We start from the raw sequence: 17,156 nt of genomic DNA, 5'->3' as shown, positions 1-17,156 counted from the left end.
CACGGCTTACTTGATCAGGGACGGATCGATCTCGTGGCCGTTCTCCTCGTACCAGCGTGCGGCACCCGGATGGAAGGGCAGCACTTTGTTGTGCACGATGTTTTCCGGAATGGTGGTCTCGGCACTGCGGTGCACGTTACGCATCTTGTCGTTGTTCTCCATGGTGACCTTGGTCACTTCATAGACGAAGTCTTCCGGCAGGTCGCAGCCGGCGATGGCGAAGTTCCACATGGAGACGGCGCGGGCGTCCTCTTCCAGGGTGGAGTAGGTGCTGGCCGGGATCGTGAAGTCGGCGACCGGGAAGGCTTCGATCACCTGGGCCTGCTCCTCCTCGGTAAACTCGATGATGTTGACGTCGGTCTGCACCTCGAGCTGGCTGACCGCCGGGATCGGGATACCGGCGGCGAAGGCGATGACGTCGAGCAGGCCGTCCTGCAACTGGCCGCCGAGGTCGTTCCAGCCACCGTTGCGGCGCTCGAAGTTCACCCCCAGCTCCTCGAGGATCGCCGGGAAGTAGGTGTCGGAAGTGGAGGCCGCGGGGCCGAAGCCGATCTTGGCGCCATCCGGAATCTCGGAGATCGAGGTGATGCCGGAGCTGGACAGCGCGGCGATCGAGAACGGCGTCTCGTACATCGGGAAGAGCGCACAGACGTTATCCATGGGCACGCCCGGGGCCAGCGGGCTCTCGCCCTTCACCGCGTCGGAGGCGGGACCCATGGTGGTCAGTCCGAAGGCCACATCACCGCCGTGGACCAGCGCCAGGTTCTGGGTCGGACCACCGGTCACTTCGCCGCCGCCGGAGATGTCGAGCTCGTCGGCGATCAGGTTGGCCCAGCCGGAGCCATAGACGAAATAGGTGCCGCCCTGGCTGGCGGTGCCCACGGTGAAATTGCTCGGCCACTCGGAGCGGTCGGCGTGGGCCGAGGCCGCGACCAGCAGGGCGCTGGCCAGGGTACCGGTGAGCACTTTGGTGGTGACATTACGCATGGCGTATCTCCCGTTGCGGTTGTGGTTATTCGTCCGATCGACAGACGTTGGAGCATGGTCAGTGTGGCAGGTGTCTCCCCCGGCTGCCTCGATCCAGACAAGGTGCGGCATTCAACGTCTTTAACTATAGCAAGGGGCGGGCCGTCCGCTAGGGAATCTCTTTATCGTCAGTATGTTGGCGGTGTGTTGTGCGACGAAGGTCGAAGGGCGGGAAGGGCACGATGGCTGGAACCCCGCACGCAGCTGGCGGAGGGGTGTGCGGAAATCCGCACGGGGAGGGAGGGCCGACCAGAGCGGCCGTCATCCGGCTGGCTTCCTGGCCGGACGCCTCAGCGTCTCTTGGGGTCGAGGATCTTCACCGGCTGGAAGTCCTGCCGGGCCTGATCGTCACGGGGGCGGCTGACCCGGGTCTCGAGCTCGGGCAGTGCCTCGTCCTCGATCGGCAGCTGTTCGAAGAAGTCGCAACTGACGCACTCCCGGTAGCGGATACCGTTCTGCTCCCAGGCACGGATGCGGTCCATCTCGGCGCAGCGCGGGCAGATGGCACCGGCGATGAAACGTTTCTGAACGGCCATGAGGCCTCCTGATGACGGCCGCCGGGAGACGTCCCCGGCGGCGCAGTGGCGGTGGAGCGGGGTTTCAGGCCGCACGGATGCCGCTGTGACGCAGCAGCGGTTCGACGCTGGGTTCGCGGCCACGGAAGGCGCGGAACAGTTCGGCGGCGTCGCGGGAGCCGCCCCGCTCGAGGATCTCGGTGCGGAAGCGTCGCCCGGTCTCGGGGTCGAAGATCCCGGCTTCCTCGAAGGCGCTCCAGGCATCGGCGGAGAGCACTTCGGCCCACTTGTAACTGTAGTAGCCCGCGGCATAGCCCCCGGCGAAGATGTGGCCGAAGCCGTTCTGGAAGCGGTTGAAGTCGGAGCGGGGCACCACGGCGACGGCATCGCGTACCGCGTCGAGCAGTGCCTGGATCTCGGCGGCGGAAGGCGCCGCGAGCTCATGGTGCAGGCGGAAGTCGAACAGCGAGAACTCCAGCTGGCGCACCATGCCCATGGCCGACTGGAAGTTCTTGGCCGCCTGCAGCTTCTCGAGCAGCTCGGCGGGAAGCCCCTCGCCGCTCTCCACGTGGCCGGCGATCAGGTCGAGCCCCTCGCGCTCCCAGCAGTAGTTCTCCATGAACTGGCTGGGCAGCTCCACGGCGTCCCAGGCCACGCCGTTGATGCCGGAGATATCGGCGACGGTCTGTCGGGTCAGCATGTGATGCAGGCCGTGGCCGAACTCGTGGAACAGGGTGGTGACCTCGTCGTGGGTCAGCAGCGCCGGCTGGTTGCCCACCGGGCGAGTGAAGTTGCAGGTGAGGTAGGCCACCGGCAGCTGCAGTTCGCCCTGTTCGAGGCGGCGCACCCGGCACTCGTCCATCCAGGCGCCGCCGCGCTTGCCCTCGCGGGCGTAGAGGTCGAGGTAGAAGCCGGCGATGGGCGCCGCGTCCTCCATGATGCGGAAGTAGCGCACGTCGGGGTGATAGCGCGGCGCACTGGTGTCCTCCTCGAAGGTCACGCCGTAGAGGCGTTCGACCACCCGGAACAGGCCGTCGACTACCCGGGGGGCAGGGAAGTAGGGGCGCAGCTGCTCCTGGGAGATGGCGTGACGCGCCTCGCGCAGCTTCTCGCTGGCGTAGCCCACGTCCCAGGGGGCGAGTTCGCCCATGCCCAGCTCTTCCCGCGCATAGGTCTCGAGTTCGGCGTACTCCTCGCGGGCCTGGGGCACGGCGCGTCGGGCCAGGTCCTCGAGGAAGTCGAGCACCTCGCGGGGCGTCTCGGCCATCTTGGTGGCCAGCGAGTAGTCCGCGTAGGTGGCGAAGCCCAGCAGCCCGGCGAGCTCATGGCGCAGGGCCAGGGTCTCCGCCATGAGCGGGGCGTTGTCGAACTGCCCGGCGTGGGGCCCCTGGTCGGAGGCGCGGGTGACGAAGGCGGTATAGACCTCGCGGCGCAGCTCGCGATCCTCGGCATAGGTCATCACCGGGAAGAAGCTGGGGAAGTCCAGGGTGATGCGGTAACCCGTGCGGCCCTTGGCCTCGGCATTGGCCTTGAGCATGGCCAGCGCGCTCTCGGGCAGGCCGGCCAGGCGGCCGTCGTCGGCGAGATCGAGGTGCCAGGCCTGGGTGGCGTCGAGCAGCTGGTTGGAGAAGGCGTTGCCGAGTTCGGAGAGGCGGGCGCGGATCTCGCCGTAACGCTGCTTCTGCCCTGTCGGCAGGTCGACCCCGGCCAGTCGGAAGTCGCGCAGGGTGTTGTCTACCGCCTGGCGCCGTCCCTCGTCGAGATCGGCCCAGGCGGGGCCGTCCTTCAGCGCCTGCCAGGCGCGGAACAGCCCCTCGTGCTGGCCAAGCCAGGTGCTGTAGTCGGAGAGCTTGGCGAGACAGGTCTGGTAGGCCTGGCGCAGGGCCTCGTTGTTCATGGTGCCGTTGAGGTGCGAGACCGGCGACCAGGCCCGGGAGAGGCGGTCGTTGAGCGCCTCCAGCGGTGCGGCCAGGCTGTCCCAGGTGGGGGGTCGCTCGCCCTGCTCGGCCTCGGCGACGAGCCGCTCGACGGCGGTGCGGTTCTCCGCCAGCAGCTCGTCGATGGCGGGCACCACGTGCTCGGGCCGGATCTCGGCGAAGGGGGGCAGGACATGGGGATCGAGCAGCGGGTTGCGGGACATGCGCACCTCGGGGTCAGGAGAGTGATCGTGACCTTAGATGCGGGCGCCGGGCCAGGGTTTCAATGTCGCTCCGGGGCGGGAAGCGTTTGGCCCCCATCGAGCGGCCTGCTAGTCTTGCTGGCTTTGTCGGGCCCGCGGAGCGGGAGAGGACACCATGAACGAGACGCTGGAGCGCTGGACCACCAGGCGCGCCTTCATTCTGGCCGTGACCGGGGCCGCCGTGGGGCTGGGCAACATCTGGCGCTTCCCCTACATCGCCGGCGAGAACGGCGGAGCCGTCTTCCTGCTGCTCTACGTGACCTTCGTGCTGCTGCTGGGGCTGCCGGTGATGATGGCCGAGATCATGATCGGCCGGGCCGGACGCAGAAGCCCGATGCAATCGCTGGGGCATCTGGCCGCCCTGGCCGGGGGCAGTCGTCACTGGCGCTGGCTGGGACTGTTCGGCGCCTTTACGGTGTTCTGCATCCTGTCGTTCTACTCGGTGGTGTCGGGCTGGTCCATCGAGTTCCTGGTCGCGTCGGTCAACGGCAATTTCGTCGGCGCCAGCCCGGCCGAGATCGGTGCCGGTTTCGAGGCCTTCCTCGCCGACCCCGGGCGGATGACCCTCAACCACACCTTCTTCCTGTTCATGACCATGTCGGTGGTGGCCGCCGGGGTCGCCAAGGGGCTGGAGAAACTCAACAACCTGCTGATGCCGCTGCTCTACCTGCTGCTGCTGATGCTGGCCGGCTATGCCGCCACCACCGACGGTTTCGGCCAGGCGCTGGCCTGGCTGTTCATGCCGGACGTCGCGGCGGTGACGCCGCTGGTGGTGCTGCACGCCATGGGCCATGCCTTCTTCACCCTGGCGGTGGGGGCCTGCGCGCTGATGGCCTACGGCGCCTACATGCCGGACCACCAGAGCCTGCCCCGGGCCGCCGGGGCGGTCGCCCTGCTGGACATCGGCGTGGCACTGCTGGCCGGGATCGCGATCTTCTCGGTGGTCTTCGCCCAGGGCATGGACCCCGGCGAGGGGCCCGGACTGATGTTCGTGACCCTGCCGATCGCCTTCGCCGAGCTGCCCTGGGGGGCGCTGTGGCTGAGCGTCTTCTTCCTGCTGCTGCTGCTCGCCACCTGGACCTCGTCGATCAACCTGGCCGAGCCCATGGTCGCCACCCTGCAGGGCATCGGCTTCAAGCGCGGCCCTGCCACGGCAGTGATCGCCGTGGCGGTGTGGCTGGTGGGACTGCTCTCGGTGTTCTCCTTCTCGACCCTGGCCGCATGGCGACCGCTGGCCGGCATGAACTTCTTCGACCTGGTGACCACGGTGCCTACCGAGATCTTCCTGCCCGTCGGCGGGCTCGCGATCGCCGTCTTCGCCGCCTGGGTGATGCCCGAGCAGAGCGCGCTGCGGGCGCTCGATGCCGGGCCGGCGGGGTTCCGCGCCTGGCGCGTTCTGGTGCGCTGGGTGTCGATTCCCCTGACGCTGGTAGTATTGGTGGCGGGCCTGTTGTGAAGCGCCTATCTGACGACCGGAGGTGAGCGATGAGTGAGGCAGTCGAGAGTCGGGCCGGGGCGATCCGGTCCTGGAAGGGGGTGACCCCGCAGCTGGGGGAGCGGGTCTACATCGATCCGGCGTGCATGGTGCTGGGCGACGTGGTGCTGGGCGACGACTGCTCGGTATGGCCCATGGCGGTGATCCGCGGCGACATGCATCGGATCCGCATCGGCGCCCGCACCAGCGTGCAGGACGGCAGCGTGCTGCATATCACCCACGCCAGTGACTTCAACCCCGAGGGCTTCCCGTTGACCATCGGCGAGGAGGTGACCATCGGCCACAAGGCGATCCTGCATGGCTGTACGCTGGGCAATCGTATCCTGGTGGGCATGGGCGCCATCGTCATGGACGGCGCGGTGGTCGAGGACGAGGTGATCATCGCCGCCGGCGCCGTGGTGACGCCGGGCAAGCGGCTGGAGAGCGGCCATGTCTATGCCGGCAACCCGGCCAAGGCGCTGCGCCCGCTCAAGGAGCAGGAGCGTGCCTTCTTCCCCTATACCGCCGGCAACTACGTCAGGCTCAAGGACGACTACCTGTCCGCCTGAGCCTGTCGCCAATTGGCAACTATTTGTTTTTTCAGGCCATGTTGCGCATAATCTGGATTTTCATCCAGTATTCGACGGGTCTCGACACATGGCCGACTTTCGTACCCACCTCGGCGTCGCCGTGGCCGGTGGCGCGCTGCTTGGTTTCGCTGGCTGGCAGGCCACCGAGCTGTCGGCCACCGAAGCCGCTTCATTGGCCGTGCTGACCGCCGTCGGCGGGATACTGCCGGATATCGACGCCGACAACTCCCATGCCATCCGCTTGATCTTCAACCTGTTTGCCGTGCTGACGGTGGTGGGTGGCGCACTGCTGTTGCAGGGGCGGCTCAGCCCCGGGGCGATCGTCGTCGCCTGCGGCGGGCTGTATATCGGCGTGCGCTATGCGCTGAGTGGGCTATTCAAGCACTTCTCCGTGCATCGCGGGATCTGGCATTCGTTGCTGGCATCGCTGCTGTGCGGGCTGGCGACCACGGCGGCCAGCTATCAGTGGTTCTCGCAGAGCGCCTGGCTGGCCTGGGCCCAGGGCCTGGCGCTGATCCTGGGTACGCTGATTCACCTGCTGCTCGACGAGCTCTACAGCGTCGATCTCACCGGAGCGCGGCTCAAGCGCTCCTTCGGCACGGCGTTCAAGCTGTTCGACTATCGCGAGCCGCTCAATTCGGTGCTCATGCTGGCGTTCACCGCCGCCCTGATGCCGTGGCTGCCACCCTGGCCGCCGCTGCGCGAGCTGCTCGCTCAGGGCTCGGCGCTCTGGCGGTAGTCCTCGGCCTTGAGCCCGTACTTCTTCAGCTTGTCGTAGAGGGTCTTGCGCGGTAGCCCGAGCTGCTCGCAGATCTCGCCGATGCAACCGCGGTGACGGGCCAGCGACTGGCTGATCAGGCTCTTCTCGAACAGCTCGACCTGCTGGGGCAGGGTCATGTCGCCGGTGTCGCTCTCGACCCCCTCGAGCAGGGCATCGAGGCGATAGTCGCAGGTGGCCCCGAGCAGCACATAACGCTCGGCCAGGTTGCGCAGCTCGCGCACGTTGCCCGGCCAGTGGTGGGCCAGCAGCGCCGAGATGCCGGCGGCATCCAGCGGCGGGCACTCCAGCTCGCTGCGGTTGGCGGCGACCACGGCGAAGTGCTGGAACAGCAGCGGGATGTCCTCGCGCCGCTCGCGGAGGGCGGGAATCGGCAGGGTGACGACGTTGAGTCGGTAGTAGAGATCCTCGCGGAAGCGTCCCGCCTCGGCGGCGACCTTGAGGTCGACCTTGGTGGCGGCGATCACGCGGATGTCCAGGGGTACCGGCTCGTTGGAGCCGAGGCGCTCGACACAGCGCTCCTGCAGCACCCGCAGCAGTTTGACCTGCAGCGCCAGCGGCATCGACTCGATCTCGTCGAGGAAGACGGTGCCGCCCTCGGCATGCTCGAACTTGCCGATGCGACGCTCCACGGCGCCGGTGAAGGCGCCCTTCTCGTGGCCGAACAGCTCCGACTCGATGATGCTCTCGGGCACGGCGCCGCAGTTGATGGCGACGAAGGGGCGGCCACCGCGACGGCTGCGTTCGTGGATGGCGCGGGCCACCAGGTCCTTGCCGGCGCCGGTCTCGCCGAACAGCAGCACGTCGGTCTCCACCTGGCTGATGCGCTGGACCATCGAGGCGAGGCGTTGCATCGTCTCGGTGCGGCCGACCAGGCGGGGCCCCGGGGCATTCTGCTGGGCTTCGAGTTCGGCCTTGAGGCAGCGGTTCTCGAGGCTCAGGCGGCGTTTCTCGACGCCGCGTCGTACCACCTCCACCAGCCGCTCGCCGGCGAAGGGCTTCTCGAGGAAGTCCCAGGCGCCGTCACGCATCGCCTCCACGGCGGTGGAGATGTCGCCGTGGCCGGTGATCAGGATCACCGGCAGGTCCGGGTCGCGGCTTCGCACCTCGCGCAGCAGCGTCATGCCGTCCATGCCGGGCATGCGGATATCGCTGACCACCACGCCGGGAAAGTCGGGGGTGAGGCTCTCCAGGGCCGCCTCGGCACTGGCATGGGGAACGGGTGCGTAGCCGGCCAGCTCCAGGGTCTGGCCGGCGGTGATGCGCAGATGGGGTTCGTCATCGATGATCATCACCGGCGTGGCCGCCTGGTCATGCATGGGATGAACTCTCCTGGTCGTGGGTCCGGTCGGTGTCATGGGCGCCCCTGTCGCGGGGCAGGATAATGGTGAACTGGGCGCCGCCGCCAGGGCGGTTGTCGGCGCTGAGGCGCCCGCCCAGGTCGTCGATGATGCGCGAGGAGATCGACAGCCCCAACCCCAGGCCGCTGCCCGGTGACTTGGTGGTGAAGAACGGCTCGAAGATGCGGGCCAGGTTCTCGTCGGCGATGCCGGGGCCTTTGTCGGCCACGCCGATGGTAACGCGTTCGGCATCCTGGTCGATGGAGAGGGTCAGCCGCGGGTCGGGGGCCTCGCTCATCGCCTGCAGGGCGTTGCCGATCAGGTTGACCAGCACCTGCTCGAGCCGGACCAGGTCGGCCCGTACCCAGACGTCGCCCTCGGGCCAGTGGCGCTCCACCTCGACCCCGGCGTCGCGCAGCCGGGCCTGGAAGAGCCGCAGGGCGTAGTCGAAGCAGGAGGGGACCGAGACGGCGGTCAGGCTGTCGCCACATTTGCGCGAGAATTGTCGCAACTGGGAGCTGATCTCCGCCATGCGGGCGGTCAGCTCGATGATCTGCTCCAGGTTGCTGCTCGCCGCCTCGAGGCGCTGGCGCTCGAGGAAGGCGCGGGCGTTCTCGGCATAGGCGCGGATCGCCGCCAGCGGCTGGTTGAGCTCGTGGTTGATGCCGGCGGCCAGCTGGCCGAGCACGGCGAGCTTGGCCGCCTGGATCAGCTCGTCACGGGTCTGGCGCAGGTTGGCCTCGGCACGGCGGCGCTCCTCGATCTCGCCGGAGAGGCGCCGGTTGGTCTCGACCAGGTCGCGGGTACGACGCTCGACGTTGCGCTCGAGCTCGTCCCGGGCGCTGGCCAGGGTGCGTCGCTCGCGCTCGGCGAACTGTTCCCGCTCGCGACGCAGGCGCAGGCGCTGCCAGCCGATGCCGCCGCCGAGGACTACCACGCCGTAGAGCCCGCCGGCGAGCAGGGCCGACAGCCACTGGGCGCGGATCACCGGGGTCAGGGGCTTGAGGATGTGCATCTCCCAGCCGAGGTCCTCGAGAGGGCGCGACAGGCTGAGGTAGCTGCCCTCGGCCAAGGGGCCCCGGGCGAAACTCACCAGCCGACTCTGGTCGCCGCGGGTCTCGAGGACCTCGATGCCCGAGGGCGACAATGGCTCGTCGGCATAGCGGCGGGTCTCGAGCAGGGCCTGGCGCTCCTCGTCCGAGAGCGGGTGGAGGGCGGCCATGCGCAGCTCCGGGCGGCTGGCCATGAAGATGATGTCGTCCTCGTCGGTGACCAGCAGTTCGGCATCCTGGTCGGCCCAGCTCTCCTCCACGGCGTCGAGCAGCACCTTGACCACCATCACCCCGTCCGGGGTGGCGTCGGGGGAGATGTCGTCGAGCCACACCGGGGCGGAGAAGTAATAGCCGCGCTCGAGGGACTGCACGCCGAGGCCGTAGAAGCGTCCCTGGCCGCCGGCGATGGCGTCCTGGTAGTAGCTGCGGAAGGCGTAGTTCTGGCCGATGAAGGTGTTGGGCAGATGCCAGTTGCTGGCGGCCAGGGTATTGGCGTCGCGGTCGAGGAGGTAGACGTCGGAGACGTCGGCGGTGGCGCGGAAGCGGTCGAGCAGCCGGTTGAGCGGCATGGCATCCTGGCTTCGCGGGGAGCTCAGGAAGCGTTGCACGCCCTCGCGGGATGCCAGCAGCCGTGGCAGGTAATCATGCCGTGAGAGGTGGCCCTCGAGCCCCGCCGCCGACAGGCGGAGCTCGTTCTCCGCCTCGCGGACCAGACTCTGCAGGGCCTGCTCGCGGGCCAGCTGGGCGGCCTGCCACATGCTCAGGGCGAGCCCCAGGGGCACCAGCAGGATCAGCAGGCGCCGCCAGGCCCGGGAGAGCCGCGGTGGCCGTGTGCGGGCCTTCATCTCACCGGGTCCCGCTGCGGGGAGGGCATCCCCTGGGCCCGGCGCAGGGCGCGCTGGGCACGGGTTTCGGCCCGCTCCAGTTCCAGCAGGTTCTCCTCCACGAACACCAGGTGCTCGTGGGACCGAGCCCTGGCGTCCTCGGCGCGGCCCTCGAGGATGGCGTCGAGCAGGGCGCGGTGCTGCTGCATCAGCAGGGGCCGGGAGTCGGGCTTCTCGAACAGGTGGGCGAGGTTGTCGACGATACTTCGCTCCAGCAGGTGGAAGATGCCGCGGATGGTGTGCAGCAGCAGCACGTTGTGAGCCGCCTCGGCGATGGCCATGTGGAAGGCGGCGTCGGCCTTGGCCTCGAGCCTCGGATCACGGCCCTGGAAGCAGGCCTCGAGTTCCTCGAAGCGATTGATCAGCATCGCCTTGTCGGTGGGGGTGGAGCGCAGGGCGGCATAGTAGGCGGAGATGCCTTCCATGGCGTCGCGAAATTCGAGCAGGTCGAGGTTGAACTCGCCATGGCGGGCGAGCATCTCCAGTAACGGATCGCTGTAACTGTTGTTGAGCTCCTGGGTGATGAAGGTACCGCCGCCCTGGCGGCTCGTCAGCAGGCCGCGGGCCGCCAGCTTCTGGATCGCCTCGCGCAACGAGGGGCGCGAGACGCCGAAGCGCTCCGCCAGCTCTCGCTCCGGGGGGAGGCGTTGGCCGGGCTTGAGGCTCCCTTCCAGAATCAGGGCCTCGAGGCGTTCGATGATCACGTCGGCGAGGCGGGGCTGCCGGACGGGTTGGTAGGCCATGGTTGCCTCCTGGGAGCATGAAGCGGACATCATGGTAACGCCACTTAATTGGTATTACCAATATCGGCGAGCTACCCTGGTCAGTGAGAGTTCCTGAATTGCCAGCATGATCAAGGGGTTGCTGTCGTCATTCGTGATGCCCTACCAAAGTATAGCAACGATGGATGAGAAAAAACCGGGGCCGGGTTTGACACTGTGAGGGGCGCCTCCTAAGGTGCGGCAACATTGCTGCTGTAAATTGGTTTTACCAATTTACCAGACTGAACGACAACCATCCCGATGCCTTCGCCGGACATGGCCCCTGGCATCGTCGAGGATCCTGCCGATGACGCCAGTCAAGTGTTACCCGTCGAAACCGGAGAAGGTCTACTTCTTCGGCACCTGTCTGATCGACCTGTTCTACCCCGAAGCGGGGCTGGATGGCATTCGCCTTCTGGAGCGGGAGGGCATCGAGGTGGTCTTCCCCGAGGATCAGACCTGCTGTGGCCAGCCCGCCTACACCTCGGGCTACCAGCAGGAGGCCCGGACGGTGGCGGCAGCACAGCTCGATCTCTTTCCCGAGCCCTGGCCGATCGTGGTGCCGTCCGGCTCCTGCGGGGGAATGATGCGTACCCACTACCCCCAGCTGTTTGCCGGCAGCGAGCGTGAAGCCCTGGCGAAGGCGGTAGCCGGTCGGGTCTTCGAGCTCACCGAGTTCCTGGTGCATGTCTGTCATCTCAGGCTCGAGGATCGTGGCGAGCCCGAGAAGGTGGCCATGCACACCTCCTGCAGTGCCCGTCGCGAGATGGGGCTGGCCGACACCGGCCCAGCGCTGCTGGCCAGGCTCGACCAGGTCGAGCTGGTGGAGCAGGCCCGGGCGGCCGAGTGCTGCGGCTTCGGTGGCACCTTCGCGGTGCGCCATCCCGAGGTCTCCGCCGCCATGGTCGAGGACAAGACCCAGGCCATCGAGGCCACCGGTGCGCGCCGCTTCGTCACCTCCGACTGCGGCTGCATGATGAACATCAGCGGGCGCTTCGCACATCAGAAGAAGTCGGTCAAGGGCGAGCATATCGCCAGCTACCTGTGGCGGAGGACCTCATGAGCGTACAAACCTACAGCCCCCGCGAGTTCCACCGCCAGGCCCATGATGCCCTGGGCAATCCGCAGATCCGTGCCAATTTCCGCAAGGCCATGGATGGCCTGATGACCAAGCGGCGCGACAGCTTCGGCGACTGGGACCTGGAGGTCCTGCGTGAGCTGGGCGCCAACATCCGGCTGAGGGCGCTGGCCAAGCTGCCCGACCTGCTCGAGCAGCTGGAGGCCAACTGTGAGGCCAACGGCATCCGGGTGCACTGGGCAGAGGACGGTGACCAGGCGTGCCGCATCATCCGCGAGCTGTGCGAGAGCCACGATGCCAGGTCGGTGATCAAGGGCAAGTCGATGGTCTCCGAAGAGATGCACCTCAATGCCCACCTGGAAGAGGCCGGCATCGAGGCGCTGGAGTCGGACCTGGGCGAGTACCTGGTGCAGCTCAACGAGCAGACGCCCTCGCATATCATCATGCCGGCGATCCATCTCAATACAGATGAGATATCCGAGATCATGCACGACAAGACCGGCACCGAGCGCACCCGCGACGTCGACTACATGACCGCGGCGGCCAGGCAGCAGCTGCGCGAGCGCTTTATGGCCGCCGACGTGGGGGTCTCCGGGGTCAACTTCGCGGTGGCCGAGACCGGCACCCTGTGCCTGGTGGAGAACGAGGGCAACGGCCGCATGACCACCACGGTGCCGCCGGTCCACATCGCGGTGACCGGCATCGAGAAGGTCGTCGAACACCTGCGCGACGTGCCGCCCCTCTATGCCCTGCTGACCCGCTCGGCCACCGGTCAGCACGTCACCACCTACTTCAATATGATCTCGGGGCCCAGAAAACCCGAAGAGCACGATGGGCCGAAGGAGGTGCACCTGGTCCTGGTGGACAGCGGCCGGTCCAGCATCTACCAGGACGACGAGCTACTCGACACTCTGCGCTGTATCCGCTGCGGCGCCTGCATGAACCACTGCCCGGTCTATACCCGGGTGGGCGGCCATACCTATGGCACCACCTATCCCGGCCCCATCGGCAGCATCCTGATGCCGCACATGCTGGGGCTGGGGGACACCAGGGATCTGCCCACCGCCTCCAGCCTGTGCGGGGCCTGCGGCGAGGTCTGCCCGGTGAAGATCCCGATTCCCGACCTGCTGGTGCGCCTGCGCCGTGAGGCAGTGGGCGAGGGGCGCGGCAACGTGCCCGGTGCCGGGGTCAAGCGTACGAAGAAGGAGGTCGCTGCCTGGAAGGGCTTCCAGTGGCTGGCGACTCACCCGCGTGCCTGGCGCAGCGGCACGGCCATCGCCGGCAAGCTCAGGGCGCTGACGCCCTCGCGACTGGGCGCCTGGACCGACTATCGCAGCGCACCGAAGCCGGCCGGCACCACCCTGCATGCGCTGGTGAAACAGCACGAGGCCAAGCGCCACCAGACCGAGAAGACCGTAGAGGAGAAGCGCCCATGAGTGCCCGTGACGCCATTCTCAAGCGGCTGCGCCAGCGGGCCGACGGCCCGCTGACCGCCCCCGAGAGTGACTTCGCCGTGGTGACGAACCGCGGCTGGAGCCCCGAGGAGCGCCTGGTCAACTTCGAGCGCTGGATCACCTCGGTGCACGGCGAGGTGGTGCATGTCGCCCGGGATGACTGGGCCCGGGGGCTGGCGCAGTTACTGGCCGACAAGGGTGTGAGGCGCCTGGCGCTGGGTCGCGAGCACCCGGTGGCCGCCGAGGCGCGGCGGGCCCTGGCCGACGCCGATGTCGAGCTGGTCGACGTCAACCGTGATATCGAGGGCTGGCAGCGCGAGCAGTTCGAGCGCGTCGATGCCGGCCTGACCTCGACGGGAGGGGGGATTGCCGAGACGGGCAGCCTGTGGCTCTGGCCCACTCCCGACGAGCCGCGCCTGATCAGCCTGGTGCCACCGATCCATATCGCCGTGCTGGACGCCGACACGATAGAGGACACCTTCTTCGATCTCGTCGAGGCCCAGGGCTGGGCAGGCGGCATGCCCACCAACGCCCTGCTGGTCTCCGGCCCGAGCAAGACCGCCGATATCGAGCAGACCCTGGCCTACGGCGTGCATGGCCCCCGCGAACTGGTGGTGCTGGTGCGCCATGTCGGCGGGGCGGCGGGGACAGGCGCATGACGGCCCCGACCCCATGGCAGGAGCTCAAGGCGGTGCTGGCCGTCACGATTCCCGCCGAACGGCTGATCGATGATCCGCTGCGGACCCTGGCCTACGGCACCGACGCCAGCTTCTATCGGCTGATCCCGCGGCTGGTGGTGCGTCCGGAAAACGAGCAAGAGCTGCGCCTGACCCTGGCCGAGTGCCGGACGCGCGGCCTGCCGGTGACCTTTCGCGCGGCCGGCACCTCGCTCTCCGGCCAGGCGGTCACCGACTCGGTGCTGATCCAGCTCGGACGCGGCTGGCGCGACCACGAGATCCTCGACGAGGGCCGTGGCATCCGCCTGGAGCCCGGCGTGATCGGCGCCCGAGCCAACGCCCTGCTCGCTCCCTTCGGGCGCAAGATCGGCCCGGATCCGGCCTCCATCGCGAGCTGCATGATCGGTGGCATCGCCGCCAACAACGCCTCGGGCATGTGCTGCGGCACGGCCCAGAACAGCTATCGCACGGTACGCGACATCCGCGTGATCCTGGCCGATGGCAGCCTGCTGGATACCGCGGACCCCGACAGCGTGGTCGCCTTCCGTCGCTCCCACGGCGACCTGGTCGAGGGGCTCGAGGGCCTCTCGGCCGAGACCCGGGGCAATGCGGCGCTGGCCGAGAAGATCCGCCACAAGTACCGGCTCAAGAATACCACCGGCTATGCGCTCAACAGCCTGGTGGACTTCACCGACGGCATCGAGATCCTCAAGCACCTGATGATCGGCTCCGAGGGCACGCTGGGCTTCATCGGCGCCATCACCTACGACACCGTGATCGACGAATTCCACAAGGCCGCGGCACTGACCTTCTTTTCCGACATGGCCACCACCTGTCGGGCAACCATCGCGTTGAAGCAGGTGCCGGTCTCGGCCGTGGAGCTGATGGATCGTGCCGCGTTGCGCTCGGTGCAGGACCAGCCGGGCATGCCCGAGGTGCTCAAGATGCTCCCCGAGGGCGCGGCAGCCCTGCTGATCGATGTGCGCGGCAACGACGCTGTCGAACTCGAGGCCCGCATGCAGGCGGTGCAGGCGACCCTGGAGGGCATTCAGACCCTCGAGCCGGTCGCCTTCACCCGCGACCCCGATACCTACGCGCGCTACTGGAAGATCCGCAAGGGGCTCTTCCCGGCGGTGGGGGCGGTACGCGAGACCGGCACCACGGTGATCATCGAGGATGTCGCCTTTCCCGTCGAGCGTCTCGACGCAGGCGTGCTGGCGCTGACCGAGACCTTTCATCGGCACGGCTACCATGAGGCGATCCTCTTCGGCCATGCCCTGGAGGGCAACCTGCACTTCGTCTTCCCCCAGGGGTTCGAGAAGCCCGGCGAGGTGAAGCGTTATCAGGCGCTGATGGACGAGGTGGCCCAGTTGGTGGGTGTCGAGTACGGCGGGTCGCTCAAGGCCGAGCACGGTACCGGACGCAACATGGCGCCCTACGTCGAACTGGAATGGGGGCCTGAGGCCTACGACCTGATGTGGCGGATCAAGGGGCTCTTCGATCCAGGGAACCTGCTCAATCCGGAGGTGATCCTCAGCCGCAACCCGACCCTGCACCTCGAGAACCTCAAGCCGCTGCCGGCGGCCGACCCCATCGTCGACAAGTGCATCGAGTGTGGCTTCTGCGAACATGTCTGCCCCTCCCGGGATCTGACGCTCACGCCGCGGCAGCGCATCGTCATCGCCCGGGAGGTGGCGCGACTCGAGGCCATGGGGGAGGCGCTCTCCAACGAAGAGGCGGCGCGCCTGGACACCCTGCGACAGGATTATCGCTACGCCGGCGACGAGACCTGCGCCGCCGATGGTCTCTGCGCCACCCAGTGCCCGGTAGGCATCAATACCGGCGACCTGGTGCGGGAGATGCGTCGCGAGCGCCATGCCGGCAAGGCCGACGTGGCCCGGCGGGTCGGCCGCCACTTCTCCGGGGTCACGCGCCTGGCGCGGGGTGCCCTCAATGTCGCCGGTGCTGCCCGTGTAGTGCTGGGTGATCATCTGATGAGCAAGGCGAGTGGGGGGGCGCGTCGGCTGAGCCGTGGCCGCCTGCCCCAGTGGACGCCTGCGCTCCCCAAGGCGACACCGATTCGGGTGCTCAGGCACCCGGCCACTGGCGGTGCCGCCAGGGACAAGGTGGTCTACCTGCCGTCCTGTGCGACCCGGGTGTTCGGCGCCGATCGCCACGATCGGGGGGAGTCGCGCTCGGTGATGGAGATCGCCCTGTCGCTGCTCGACAAGGCGGGGTATGAGGTGATCCTGCCGGAAATGATCGGCCACCTCTGCTGTGGCATGGCCTTCCAGTCCAAGGGGCAGTTCGACGAGGCCAGGCACAAGGCGCGGGAGCTCAACCGTGAGCTGCTGGTGGCCAGTCAGAACGGCCGCTATCCGATACTCAGCGACACGAGTCCCTGTACCCTGCAGATGCAGGAGCATCTGGACGAGCGGCTCACGCTGATGGAACCGGTGGCCTTTGCCCACGATCACCTGCTGCCCCGGTTGTCGATCACGCCGCTCGACGAACGCATCGCGGTCCACGTGACCTGCTCCAGTACGCGCATGGGGCTGGCCGACCGCTTCGTGGCCCTGGCGCAGGCCTGCGCACGCGACGTGGTGGTGCCGGCGGAGATCACCTGCTGTGGCTTCGCCGGCGACAAGGGATTCAATACGCCGGAACTCAATGCATCGGCGCTCGAGGGCCTGGCCGAACAGGTGGCGGGCTGCAGCGCCGGCTACTCCAACTCGCGTACCTGCGAGATCGGCCTGAGCGAGCATGGCGGGATTCCCTATCGCTCGATCCTGTCGCTGCTCGACCGGGCGAGCCAGGCCAGATGACGAGTCACCCGGTCGTCCACAGGCGGTCGTTTCCGACCGCCTGTGGACAGCTGCCTCGTGCGGTTCTGTCATCGGCTTGGGATTTTTTTACAGAAGGGCCTTGTCGAGGCCCTGTGAAATCCGTAAAGTACGCATCCGCTGCCGGCGACGGGCAACGTTGCAGGCGGTGATGAGTGGCAGAAGTGATTGTTCTGGAAGCATAAATCTTGACAGTCACGGCGGATTCGCTAGAATGCGCCTCACTCTGCTACAGGGCTCGCTGAGGGCTCTATTCGCCAGTCATTGCTGCCATGGGCAGGATGAGGCGGTCAGCAAAATGGGAGGCAGTTCATCGCCGACCAGCGCTTGACACGCCGCGGCGAATCAGTAGAATACGCCTTCCTCGCCGGGCGCTGGGCCACGCGGCACAGCAACAGCGAGACGCTCCTCTCTTCACAGGGTACGGAGCCGCTCTTTAACAATCGATCAGGTAATTCATGTGGGCGCTTGTCGATGGGTCGGTGACCAGTCACAGAACCATCAA

Annotated in this window: 13 protein-coding genes; 7 read left to right on the top strand and 6 right to left on the bottom strand. The window is 67.6% G+C overall.

Translation table 11 applies throughout. The features are described from left to right. Positions 1–6 precede the first annotated feature (6 nt). The 3 genes from QLQ85_RS04500 to prlC form a co-directional block, all read right to left on the bottom strand. Positions 7–987 carry a TAXI family TRAP transporter solute-binding subunit gene (locus tag QLQ85_RS04500; RefSeq protein ID WP_282737904.1) on the bottom strand — a complete coding sequence of 327 codons (981 nt, stop codon included), beginning with the start codon at positions 985–987 and terminating at the stop codon, positions 7–9. Between the two features lie 329 nt (positions 988–1,316). After that, positions 1,317–1,562: a YheV family putative zinc ribbon protein gene (locus QLQ85_RS04495; protein WP_282721077.1), complete on the bottom strand. Its 246-nt coding sequence runs from the start codon at positions 1,560–1,562 to the stop codon at positions 1,317–1,319. Between the two features lie 64 nt (positions 1,563–1,626). Continuing rightward, positions 1,627–3,681, bottom strand: a complete 2,055-nt coding sequence (prlC, locus tag QLQ85_RS04490; RefSeq protein ID WP_282737903.1) for an oligopeptidase A — start codon at positions 3,679–3,681, stop codon at positions 1,627–1,629. Positions 3,682–3,835: 154 nt separating this feature from the next. Here prlC and QLQ85_RS04485 point away from each other — a divergent pair, with 154 nt between their 5' ends. The 3 genes from QLQ85_RS04485 (at position 3,836) to QLQ85_RS04475 (ending at position 6,523) form a co-directional block, all read left to right on the top strand. Further along, the gene (locus QLQ85_RS04485) at positions 3,836–5,176 is read left to right on the top strand and encodes a sodium-dependent transporter (protein WP_282737902.1); all 1,341 of its coding nucleotides are present in this window, start codon (positions 3,836–3,838) and stop codon (positions 5,174–5,176) included. 29 nt (positions 5,177–5,205) lie between these two features. After that, positions 5,206–5,763 carry a gamma carbonic anhydrase family protein gene (locus QLQ85_RS04480; RefSeq protein WP_282737901.1) on the top strand — a complete coding sequence of 186 codons (558 nt, stop codon included), beginning with the start codon at positions 5,206–5,208 and terminating at the stop codon, positions 5,761–5,763. Positions 5,764–5,851: 88 nt separating this feature from the next. Then, complete coding sequence (locus tag QLQ85_RS04475) at positions 5,852–6,523, top strand: metal-dependent hydrolase (RefSeq protein ID WP_282737900.1); 672 nt, start codon at positions 5,852–5,854, stop codon at positions 6,521–6,523. Here QLQ85_RS04475 and QLQ85_RS04470 read toward each other — a convergent pair. From QLQ85_RS04470 to QLQ85_RS04460, 3 genes are read right to left on the bottom strand one after another with little or no spacing between them, the layout of a single operon-like run. Continuing rightward, positions 6,499–7,881 carry a sigma-54-dependent transcriptional regulator gene (locus QLQ85_RS04470; RefSeq protein ID WP_282737899.1) on the bottom strand — a complete coding sequence of 461 codons (1,383 nt, stop codon included), beginning with the start codon at positions 7,879–7,881 and terminating at the stop codon, positions 6,499–6,501. The two genes, QLQ85_RS04475 and QLQ85_RS04470, sit on opposite strands and share 25 nt — an antisense overlap. Continuing rightward, positions 7,874–9,799 (bottom strand): sensor histidine kinase, encoded by a 1,926-nt coding sequence (locus QLQ85_RS04465; protein WP_282737898.1) that lies wholly within the window; start codon positions 9,797–9,799, stop codon positions 7,874–7,876. Before QLQ85_RS04465 ends, QLQ85_RS04470 begins: the two co-directional genes overlap by 8 nt. Further along, positions 9,796–10,581 carry a GntR family transcriptional regulator gene (locus tag QLQ85_RS04460; protein ID WP_282737897.1) on the bottom strand — a complete coding sequence of 262 codons (786 nt, stop codon included), beginning with the start codon at positions 10,579–10,581 and terminating at the stop codon, positions 9,796–9,798. The genes QLQ85_RS04465 and QLQ85_RS04460 overlap by 4 nt, the downstream gene beginning before the upstream one ends. Before the next feature lie 325 nt (positions 10,582–10,906). On the opposite strand from QLQ85_RS04460, the gene QLQ85_RS04455 reads away from it, so the two are divergent. Genes QLQ85_RS04455 through QLQ85_RS04440 form a run of 4 tightly spaced genes read left to right on the top strand, consistent with a single transcriptional unit; the run spans position 10,907 to position 16,633 of the window. Further along, the gene (locus tag QLQ85_RS04455) at positions 10,907–11,662 is read left to right on the top strand and encodes a (Fe-S)-binding protein (RefSeq protein WP_282737896.1); all 756 of its coding nucleotides are present in this window, start codon (positions 10,907–10,909) and stop codon (positions 11,660–11,662) included. Further along, complete coding sequence (locus tag QLQ85_RS04450) at positions 11,659–13,113, top strand: LutB/LldF family L-lactate oxidation iron-sulfur protein (RefSeq protein ID WP_282737895.1); 1,455 nt, start codon at positions 11,659–11,661, stop codon at positions 13,111–13,113. Before QLQ85_RS04455 ends, QLQ85_RS04450 begins: the two co-directional genes overlap by 4 nt. After that, positions 13,110–13,790, top strand: a complete 681-nt coding sequence (locus QLQ85_RS04445) for a LutC/YkgG family protein (RefSeq protein ID WP_282737894.1) — start codon at positions 13,110–13,112, stop codon at positions 13,788–13,790. Before QLQ85_RS04450 ends, QLQ85_RS04445 begins: the two co-directional genes overlap by 4 nt. Continuing rightward, a complete protein-coding gene (locus tag QLQ85_RS04440; RefSeq protein WP_282737893.1) occupies positions 13,787–16,633 on the top strand; it encodes an FAD-binding and (Fe-S)-binding domain-containing protein in 2,847 nt (948 codons plus the stop codon). The genes QLQ85_RS04445 and QLQ85_RS04440 overlap by 4 nt, the downstream gene beginning before the upstream one ends. The last annotated feature ends 523 nt before the right edge of the window (positions 16,634–17,156 follow it).

It is taken from the genome of Halomonas kalidii, assembly GCF_030010475.1.
In the GTDB taxonomy this organism is placed as follows: Bacteria; Pseudomonadota; Gammaproteobacteria; order Pseudomonadales; family Halomonadaceae; genus Halomonas; species Halomonas heilongjiangensis.
This window is presented reverse-complemented; position numbering and strand designations above follow the sequence as displayed.